General features: G+C 33.8%; 8 protein-coding genes. 4 read left to right on the forward strand and 4 right to left on the reverse strand.

The window, feature by feature from the left end; genetic code table 11:
• The first annotated feature begins 141 nt into the window (after positions 1-141).
• Complete coding sequence (gene dusB, locus AC3ATN_RS04460) at positions 142-1,134, forward strand: tRNA dihydrouridine synthase DusB (RefSeq protein WP_487532032.1); 993 nt, start codon at positions 142-144, stop codon at positions 1,132-1,134.
• A 4-nt stretch (positions 1,135-1,138) separates the two neighbouring features.
• Here the strand turns inward: dusB and AC3ATN_RS04465 are convergent, their stop codons facing one another.
• Both AC3ATN_RS04465 and rbfA read right to left on the reverse strand, forming a co-directional pair.
• Positions 1,139-2,335, reverse strand: a complete 1,197-nt coding sequence (locus AC3ATN_RS04465) for an ABC transporter permease (protein WP_487532033.1) — start codon at positions 2,333-2,335, stop codon at positions 1,139-1,141.
• Between the two features lie 2 nt (positions 2,336-2,337).
• Positions 2,338-2,754 (reverse strand): 30S ribosome-binding factor RbfA, encoded by a 417-nt coding sequence (gene rbfA / locus AC3ATN_RS04470; protein WP_487532034.1) that lies wholly within the window; start codon positions 2,752-2,754, stop codon positions 2,338-2,340.
• A gap of 145 nt (positions 2,755-2,899) precedes the next feature.
• Here rbfA and AC3ATN_RS04475 point away from each other — a divergent pair, with 145 nt between their 5' ends.
• Genes AC3ATN_RS04475 through AC3ATN_RS04485 form a run of 3 tightly spaced genes read left to right on the forward strand, consistent with a single transcriptional unit; the run spans position 2,900 to position 5,608 of the window.
• Complete coding sequence (locus AC3ATN_RS04475) at positions 2,900-3,325, forward strand: ATP-binding protein (protein ID WP_487532035.1); 426 nt, start codon at positions 2,900-2,902, stop codon at positions 3,323-3,325.
• Entirely contained in the window at positions 3,318-3,659 is a 342-nt protein-coding gene (locus AC3ATN_RS04480; RefSeq protein WP_487532036.1) for an STAS domain-containing protein, read from the forward strand. Before AC3ATN_RS04475 ends, AC3ATN_RS04480 begins: the two co-directional genes overlap by 8 nt.
• Before the next feature lie 14 nt (positions 3,660-3,673).
• Positions 3,674-5,608, forward strand: coding sequence for an adenylate/guanylate cyclase domain-containing protein (locus AC3ATN_RS04485; protein WP_487532037.1), 1,935 nt, complete (start codon positions 3,674-3,676; stop codon positions 5,606-5,608).
• Here the strand turns inward: AC3ATN_RS04485 and AC3ATN_RS04490 are convergent.
• A complete protein-coding gene (locus AC3ATN_RS04490; protein ID WP_487532038.1) occupies positions 5,605-8,820 on the reverse strand; it encodes a SpoIIE family protein phosphatase in 3,216 nt (1,071 codons plus the stop codon). The genes AC3ATN_RS04485 and AC3ATN_RS04490 overlap by 4 nt on opposite strands.
• Positions 8,821-8,830: 10 nt before the next feature.
• A partial coding sequence (locus AC3ATN_RS04495) for a PP2C family protein-serine/threonine phosphatase (RefSeq protein ID WP_487532039.1) occupies positions 8,831-9,621 on the reverse strand: 791 nt, incomplete at its 5' end.

A 9,621-nucleotide genomic window follows, 5' to 3' on the forward strand; every position in this document is an offset into this window, starting at 1 on the left:
TAGATCTCCATATGGTTTGCAAAGGTATTAAATTGTAACCCTATTCTTCTTTTCTATTACAATTACTTCTTAAATACTACACAAAAAAATAAAGAACCTTATTAACACCCCCTTTTTTATTATTTTTACAAAAAATTATTTTTGGTAACAATAGGCAACATATCGCTTCCTGACTTTCCACTTCTTCTGGCTCCAATGGAAGATGTTAGTGATCCACCCTTCAGAGCCCTATGCAAAAAGCACGGAGCAGACGTTATGTATACTGAGTTTATTTCTAGCGAGGGCCTGATAAGAGATGCTGCTAAAAGTGTCCAAAAGTTAGATATTTATGAAAAAGAGAGGCCTGTAGGAATTCAGATTTTTGGAGCAAACATTGAATCAATGCTTAAGGCTGTTGAGATTGTCGAGGCCACTAATCCAGACATAATTGATATTAACTTTGGCTGTCCAGTTAAAAAAGTAGTTTGTAAAGGAGCAGGAGCAGGAATTTTAAAGGATATCCCTTTGATGGTTAAGCTTACTGAGGCAATGGTTAAACACACAAAACTCCCTGTTACAATTAAAACAAGACTAGGCTGGGATCACGATTCAATTAAAATTGTAGAAGTTTCAGAAAAACTTCAAGATGTAGGCGCCGCTGCAATATCTATTCATGGAAGAACAAGGGCGCAAATGTATAAAGGTGAAGCTGATTGGTCTAAAATAGCAGATGTTAAAAATAATCCAAGAATGTTTATTCCCATTTTTGCAAATGGAGATATAAATACTCCTGAAAAGGCTAGAATTGTTCGAGATGAATACGGGCTAGATGGAGCTATGATAGGTAGGGCGGCAATTGGTAACCCTTGGTTTTTTAACGAAGTAAAATCGTATTTAAAAGACAAAACTGTTTGTAGTATTCCTACAGTTAATCAAAGGGTAGAAGCCGCAAGAAGTCATTTAAAAATGGCAATTGATTGGAAAGGAGAAACCTTAGGAGTCCTAGAAACAAGAAGACACTACTCGAACTACTTCAGGGGCATACCAGACTTTAAGAAGTATAGGACAAAAATGGTCACATCTGACCTATCGCACGATGTGTTTGCTGTTTTTGACGAGGTAGGGGCGAAGTTCAAGGATCTAGCAATAATTTAATGACTTATTGATCCAAAGAATACTGAATACCTCTGGTTGCCCAAACAGAAGTAATAAAGCCCATAACGAAAACAGTTAAGAATACAATTAAAATATTCTCTACTATAAGAGAGACGGGGTAAGCTAACGAAGTGCCGGGAACAAACACAAAAGAATAAAAATCTTGAATAACAATTAGCAAAGATCCAACAGCTATTCCTCCGACGGAGCCAATTATTGAAATGAGTGAACCTAAAAAAAGAAAAATATTTTGAATGTTTTTTGGTTTTTCCCCTAGAGCATAAAGTAATTTTAATTGAGACGACTTGTCTATCCGCATCATTATTAAAGACCCTACAAGGTTGAATAGGGCAATTAAAACAACTAATGAGAAAATCAAATAAATAGCCAAGTTTTCTGTCTTGATCATTTTGTATAAGGCAGGATTTTGCTCGACTCTAGATTGAATTATATAATCATTATTAAAATATTTTTTCAAACCAAACAAAACCTCTTCTTCGGAATAATCAGGGTCTGTATGTATAGAAATAAAAGAAAACTCATCACTTTCAAAACCCAACAATTTTCTCGTAAACTCAATAGATGAAAACGCATATTTTTTGTCAATATCCTCACTTATTTGAAAAATACCACTAACAAAAGCGGGCATGGTTCTAAAGGGAGCCTCCATAAGCTTTAATTTCCCCTTTTTAGGAGCAGAGAGCTCCAAGGTAGAGGAGTAGTCATAGACACCAGCGCCTAGGCTTGAGGAAAGACCGTATCCTAAAACAACAGAATTAGAATCAAAGTCAATCCATTCTCCAATTACAACCAGACTATCTATGGAGTTACCTTTAGTATAATTGGAAGAAATACCTCTGATGTATGCAGCTTCATTTTTTCCTTCAAAACCAAAAAAAACTTTTTCTTCAATAACTCGTGAACAAAAAAGAACGCCATTTGTGTTAAGAATGCTGTCCAAGGTTTTTGTATTAACCTTTAGCGATTTACCATTTTTGGAAATGACCTTGTAATCAGGCTCAAATTGATCATAAAAAGTCATGCCGAATTCTTTCAACCCCTCAAAACCACTCAAAACAATTAATAAAGAAGAAGAGCTAACTATCAGAACAACTATTGCAAAGACGTTAATTCTATTAACAACAGTTTTAGAACTTTTTGAAAACAAATATCTTAAAGCAATTCGGAGTGAAAACCTCACACTTATTTTTTTTGTTTTGAAGGAAGAAGGTCTGGATCAGTAATTGGGTTCTCACGCAATTTAAGCGCAGAATCAATTTTTTCAATATAATCCAGGGAATCGTCAACATAAAAAGTCAATTGAGGAGTTCTTCTCATTTGATTTTTCATTATTTGGGATAAATCGTGTCTTATTTTAAAGCTGTTTTCTTGTAAGGCTTTTAAATGATCTAGTGCAGAAGCTGAAGGAAAAATACTTAAAAAAACTTTTGCAAAAGCAAGGTCGATGGTTACGTGAACCTTTGTTATTGAGATAATAAGGTTTGAGAGGCCCTCTTTTCTTATAGAACCCTGCAAAAGAGTAGCTAGTTCTTTTTGTATTACAGAGGCGATTTTTTTTTGCCTTGGAGTCTCTTCATTCATAGTGACAAAGTTAAGCATTATTTGTATTTTTAAATTGAGTTTTTGAAATTCAAAAAAACAAAGTAAAAACTTGTAAAAAACAACCAAATATTTTCTAAATTTACTTAGTGTAAATAAACACATAGATTATTTAAAACTAACCGAGTTATAAAACCAAAGCTTAATGGATAAAAAACCAACGGTAGAGTTAAAATTACCGATATTAAAAAACATGGAGCTTGTTGCTACACAAACTGCTGAAGTTGTAGCCAAGCACATGGACCTGTCAGAAGAAAAATCAGGAGAAATATCAATGGCCCTAATCGAAGCGTGTATAAATGCTTTTGAGCACTCTGAATCTAAAAGTGAGGTTTATATTCACTTTTTAATTGATGACGAAAATCTCATAATTAAAGTTATTGACAAAGGCAAGGGGTTTGATGAGTCAAATGTAAAAATCCCAAAAATAGAATCTAAAATTAATACTGACGAAAGAAAAAGGGGTTGGGGTATTATGCTCATAAAAGAATTAATGGATTCTGTTGATTTTGAGTCAGATCACACAGGAACAACACTAACTATGGTTAAAAAAAAGGATGGAAATGAATAAAGTAACAAATGTTGAGCTAATTGGAAATGTAATTGTAATTGCAACGGAAGGATACCTTAACAAAGACCTTGGCGAAGAGATTCAAAATGCCGCTCAAGAGCATATTTCAAAAGGCGCAAATAAGGTTCTAATCAACCTTGAAAGATCTAATATTGTTAACAGTATCGGAGCATCAATTTTAATCGAACTAATTGAGCAACTTCAGGAGTCTGACGGCGTTCTTTCGTTTTGTAATCTTGCCCCAATTATTGAAAAGACATTCAAAATAATGGGTCTAACCAAATACTGTGACAGCTATCCTACTCAGGAAGAGGCCATTTCAGGAATGTCATAAGGAATTAAATCATTTTGGAGACAATCTTACGCCTTAACGAATATGAAGCTCTTAAGGACAAGATTAATTATGTCAAAGATCAAGAAGGACTAAAAAAACTTCAAGTTTGTTTTTTTGGAAAAAAAACAATAGTTAAGGCTCTTAATTTAATAGAATATTTTGATCCAACTCCTCCTCAAAATATATCTGATGGAAAAAACTTTCAAATCCAAGACTTAAATAAGGACAAAAAGTATATCGTTTCTTCGTGTAATTTTCACTCACTTAATTCAGCACTTTCTATTGATATTATATCTAATAACAAATCGGTAGGAATAATTTTTTTGCCTTTTGAAATAACACCCCCATCTGAACATCGATCTTTAATTTTAAATCTCAAAACTCAAATTGAAACTCAAATTGAGGTGAAAGAACTAGAGCAAAAGCTATCAAACACAAATAAAGAGCTTAGAAACAAGTTACTTGAAATAGAGTCATTAATTGATGTGACTGAAATCATAAACAACCAACAAGGTCTAAAACAGAATCTTTTTGAAAATATTTTAATAACTATACTTTCTATATTGGACGCATCAAAGGGAATGGTGCTTCTTAAAGATGAAAAATCTGGATTTTTCAACGTTATATCACAGTTTAATATTTTGAAGGAAGAACTGCCAAATAAAATTATAAGAATCACGAAAGGTGTTTTGAAAGAATTAAATGAAGAAAAGACCTCTAGAATAATTGATGAACCAGGCAACTATGAAATCCTCAAAGCTTCAAAAAAAAATTGTATTGTTAGCCCAATCATTACAGGCAGCTCAGTTGAAGGAGTTCTTCTTCTTTTTGACAAGGAGAGTAGGAATGGATTAATAAAGTTTACTCAACAAGACTTGAGACTTTTTGATAGTTTGAGTAAAAAAGTAAGCCTTGCATATGATAATATTAGATTAATTGATTCTTTAAAAGGCTCAAATAAGCTTGTAGACAACATTATGTCTTCTATTACTACAGGAATCATAATGATTAATGTTTTAGGAGAAATCGAATTTGTAAACCACTCGGCAAAAAAGATATTTGGAGTAGAACAAAAAGATGTAATAAACAACCACTACTTCATGGTTTTTCAAAACAATCCGAGCCTAATAACGCTTCTTGAAAACTCAGAAATTAAAAATGAAATTACATATGAAGATAATTTCAAAATTAAGGATATAAACGAAGCTCCTCATGAAATTAATCTGACGCTTTCTCCAGTTTATGATGAGGAAAATCAAAGATCAGGTACCGTTTTCTCTTTTGAGGACTTATCAGGTATAAATAAAATTAAATCAACATTTAAAAAATATGTTTCTGAAAACATTGTAGATGAACTACTTCAAAATGAAAGTTCACTGGAGCTCGGCGGGGCTCAGAGTGAAGTCTGTGTTCTCTTCTCCGACATCAGAGGGTTTACTGCTCTTTCAGAAAAAATGAAGCCATCAGACGTTGTATACTTACTTAACACATATTTTGAATCGATGATTGAAGTTGTTTTTTCCCACAATGGAACATTAGATAAAATAATCGGCGATGAGCTTATGGTTTTGTACGGAGTGCCCTTAAAGAATAAAAACGATTCACAAAGTGCTGTTAATTCAGCACTGGCGATGTTCAAGGCTCTGGAAAAGTTTAATAAGGTAATAGAAAAAGAAAACTTACCTAAGTTAGAGATAGGCATTGGTATTAATTATGGTAAAGTAGTATCTGGTAATATAGGATCGGAGAGACAGATGAATTACACTGTTATTGGAGACGCTGTTAATCTAGCCTCTAGACTTTGTTCTCACGCAAAGTCAGGAGAAATAGTTATATCTAAAAGCGTATATGAAAATTTAGACAACTCAAATGGTTTTGACTCTCAAACTCCAATCAGGGTAAAAGGAAAATCAAATGAAATAGAAAATTGGATCCATAAATCTATTTAAGCGGTTTTTTTAATTATAACAATAGTTATGTCATCCGGATTCATGACCCCTTTCGCCCAGTCATCCGATAAGAAAACAAGAGCATCTTTAATTTCACTGGCACTTTTTTCTGCATTTTCTTTAATACAGGCTTCAATCTTATCATAATCCAATAAGTCACCAGAAGGGTTTGGCAGCTCTGGTAGACCATCCGATATCATGACCATTACATCACCAGGCTTGAAATCTTTTTTAACTCCATCAAACTTTTCATTTTCAAGTCCCCCTAGCGGAAGGTTTGGCACTAAGACTTCTTCTACTTCTTTAGATTTAGAGGAGAAAAAATAAGTAGGTGGCATAGCAGCAGAACTAAGTTCCACCGCGTCTTTATTAAATTTAGCAACACTAAGACTCATTCGAAGTCTACCAAAATTGACACGTTTAACGATTCTGTTGAGCTGACCTAAAATCGTGGAAGGCTCACCCATAGGAACTCCATTAAGCCCAGCTTTGGTAACAGAAACCATAATTCCAGATATCACACCGTGCCCAGTTGCGTCCCCGCAAATAGCGTAAAAATATTCTCCTTTTTTATAAAAGAAGTCGTAATAATCCCCACCGATTTCAGTAGCAGGTTTTAAATAAGTGCTGATTTCAAAACCGTCAACAGTAGGAAGAACTTTAGGGAGCAAACTGTTTTGTAGCTCTTTTGCTTCTTCAAGTTCTTTAGATTTTCTTTCTCCCTCCATTTTCTCTTTAGTCATCTTTTCTCGGTACTTCACAAAAGATCTAAATCCAATTACCAAAATTAATATATAAGCAGCATATGCAAAATATGTCCTGTACCAAGGCGGGAGAATGGTGAGTCTATAGCTTGCGCCAACTTCATTCCAGACACCATCATTATTTGAGCCAAGAACTCTGAACGTATAAGATCCGATCGGTAAATTTGTATAGCTTACAAATCTTCTTGTACCAGCTTGCACCCAATTTTCATCATAGCCCTCCATCTTATATTTATACTGATTTTGATCGGTGTTTCTAAAATTAAAAGCAACATAATCAAAAGAGACCGAATTGTTTATAAAGTTAATTTCATTGATTTCATTGTTTGAAACAGCGTCAAGCTTATAGTTAACATCTCCAATATTAATGTTTTGAATAATTACTTTTGGCGGAACTGAATTCTCACTAATATCTTTAGGGTTAAAATAATTGATTCCAGCAAGACCACCCATTGCAATAAATCCGTTATCGTTCACATCTGCAGTTCCAGAATTGAATTCATAATCTTGAACACCGTCTATCGGAGTATATTGACGGAACATTTTATTGAAAGGATTATATTTTATGATACCTTGATTAGAGGACATCCAAAAATTATCATCTTCATCTTTAAACATATTATATAAATACATATTTGGAAGACCATCATTTGATGTAATAAAACCTATGTCTTCTGTATTTAGATCAATATAAAGAATCCCATTACCATAAGTTCCAAAATATAATTTACCATCATGGAAAACACCTGGTTGTTGGTAAGAAGTAAGATAGTTTTTTAGCTTCTCCTTTTCATTTGGTATTAGGTCAATAACTTCATTTGTTAACTCATTCCACAAAAACACAGACCTGTCAGAAACAATATAAGTGTTCGTAGAATCAATCCTATGAAACCCAGTTGTAGGCTCGATAATTTTCTCTGTTAAAATTTTATATTCTTCGTACTTACCCTTTCCGTATTTATCAACAATCCAACCCGTAATTGGACCGGGGAAAATTATATCTCCAGAATATGTCATATATGGATCAAAGAACCTATTTATCTGGTTTTGATCTTTTTTTAGATCATTGTATGCCCCTAAAAGTTTAAAAGTATTTTCATTTTTTCTTTTAACAATGAGGTTCCCCCCCTCAAAAGCCCAAATAGAACCTATTTTATCTTTGAAAATCTGATAAGTTGTTGCGTCATCAATGTTTTTCTTGTTATACACCTTGGTTGTATTGTTTTGCAAGTCTACCTTAACTATGCCTCCTCCCGGTTCTCTAGAACCAGCCCAAATATTACCGTCGTCATCAAACACTAATCCCCAAATAACTCCAAGCCCCAAACCCATATTTTTTGGTGTGTTTCTCAGAAAAGGTTTAAATTTTTTCTTGTTGGGATCATATTTTAATACTCCGGCAAAATTAGAGGAGATCCATATGTTGTCTTGATTGTCTTTTATAATATTATTAAATGACTTACCCAATAGAGCAGAACTGTCTTCTCTTAACATCGTGATTTTTTCAGAATTTAAATCAACAATATCAATGCCTACGTTTTCAATATTAACCCATAATTCTTCACTTTTTTTATTGTAAAATAATTGAGAATTACCTTTTGTTATATCAAACTTATCCGAAACCTTCTCAACATTTTCCTTCAAAATATCGGATTTAAGAAGTCCATTTTGTGTAGACAAGAAAAACTCCGAAGAGTTAATTTTCTCAAAACTATGAACCCACAATCTAGACTCGTTATTATCACCAGAAAAAAGAGTTTTTGTGAAAACTTCCTCCACGGTATTGAATATTCGAATACCATTTCCAGTTGCAACTAAAATATTAATATCGTCAATCCACTCTATTTCGTTTATTAACTTATGGGATGTTTCTAATTCAAATCCAACAAAATTTAAGTTATCCTCAAAAAACTTTTGTTTACCAGATTCGGAGTCTATTCTTATCAAACCAAAACCAAAAACTCCAACATATGCGTATCTATCATCGGGAGAAATAATTATAGATCTAGGCTGTGGATAAAACTGTAAATTTCTTCTTTTAGGAACGTTTTTTATAGAGTCTTTATAAACTGGATCAAAATTATACCAGATTTCACTATACCTATCATATTTAGATACGTTACCCTGTTGATCTGTGGCCCATATGTTCCCTTTAGAGTCCTCTGTTATTGCATTGACCCACCCTAAATTTGTTGAGGACGAGTCGGAAATGATACTAGAAAAGTTAGTAAACTCATACCCGTCAAACCGATCTATCCCACTTTGAGACCCTATCCACACGTAACCTAAACTGTCTTGATAAACTGTATTAGAGGCATTCATTGCAGTGCCCTGCTCAACACCGTATTTCTCAAACTCGTATTGAGAAGTATCCTCTAGTTTTTGAGAAAACAAATACAGATTGGTCGTTAAACAAAACCCAATAAATAAAAAGATAATTTTTTTCATAGTATTTTATTTAAGCTGCTTTTTTAATTATAACAATAGTTATGTCATCCGGATTCATGACCCCTTTCGCCCAGTCATCCGATAAGAAAACAAGAGCATCTTTAATTTCACTGGCACTTTTTTCTGCATTTTCTTTAATACAGGCTTCAATCTTATCATAATCCAATAAGTCACCAGAAGGGTTTGGCAGCTCTGGTAGACCATCCGATATCATGACCATTACATCACCAGGCTTGAAATCTTTTTTAACTCCATCAAACTTTTCATTTTCAAGTCCCCCTAGCGGAAGGTTTGGCACTAAGACTTCTTCTACTTCTTTAGATTTAGAGGAGAAAAAATAAGTAGGTGGCATAGCAGCAGAACTAAGTTCCACCGCGTCTTTATTAAATTTAGCAACACTAAGACTCATTCGAAGTCTACCAAAATTGACACGTTTAACGATTCTGTTGAGCTGACCTAAAATCGTGGAAGGCTCACCCATAGGAACTCCATTAAGCCCAGCTTTGGTAACAGAAACCATAATTCCAGATATCACACCGTGCCCAGTTGCGTCCCCGCAAATAGCGTAAAAATATTCTCCTTTTTTATAAAAGAAGTCGTAATAATCCCCACCGATTTCAGTAGCAGGTTTTAAATAAGTGCTGATTTCAAAACCGTCAACAGTAGGAAGAACTTTAGGGAGCAAACTGTTTTGTAGCTCTTTTGCTTCTTCAAGTTCTTTAGATTTTCTTTCTCCCTCCATTTTCTCTTTAGTCATCTTTTCTCGGTACTTCACAAAGAAAGTCACAGTGATAATTAAAA

It is taken from the genome of Candidatus Marivariicella sp. (assembly GCF_983056325.1).

Coding starts and splice junctions, on each gene's coding strand:
- rbfA (WP_487532034.1), bottom strand. CDS start 2,754: ATGCTTAACTTTGTCACTATGAATGAAGAGACTCCAAGGCAAAAAAAA.
- AC3ATN_RS04480 (WP_487532036.1), top strand. CDS start 3,318: ATGAATAAAGTAACAAATGTTGAGCTAATTGGAAATGTAATTGTAATT.
- AC3ATN_RS04475 (WP_487532035.1), top strand. CDS start 2,900: ATGGATAAAAAACCAACGGTAGAGTTAAAATTACCGATATTAAAAAAC.
- AC3ATN_RS04490 (WP_487532038.1), bottom strand. CDS start 8,820: ATGAAAAAAATTATCTTTTTATTTATTGGGTTTTGTTTAACGACCAAT.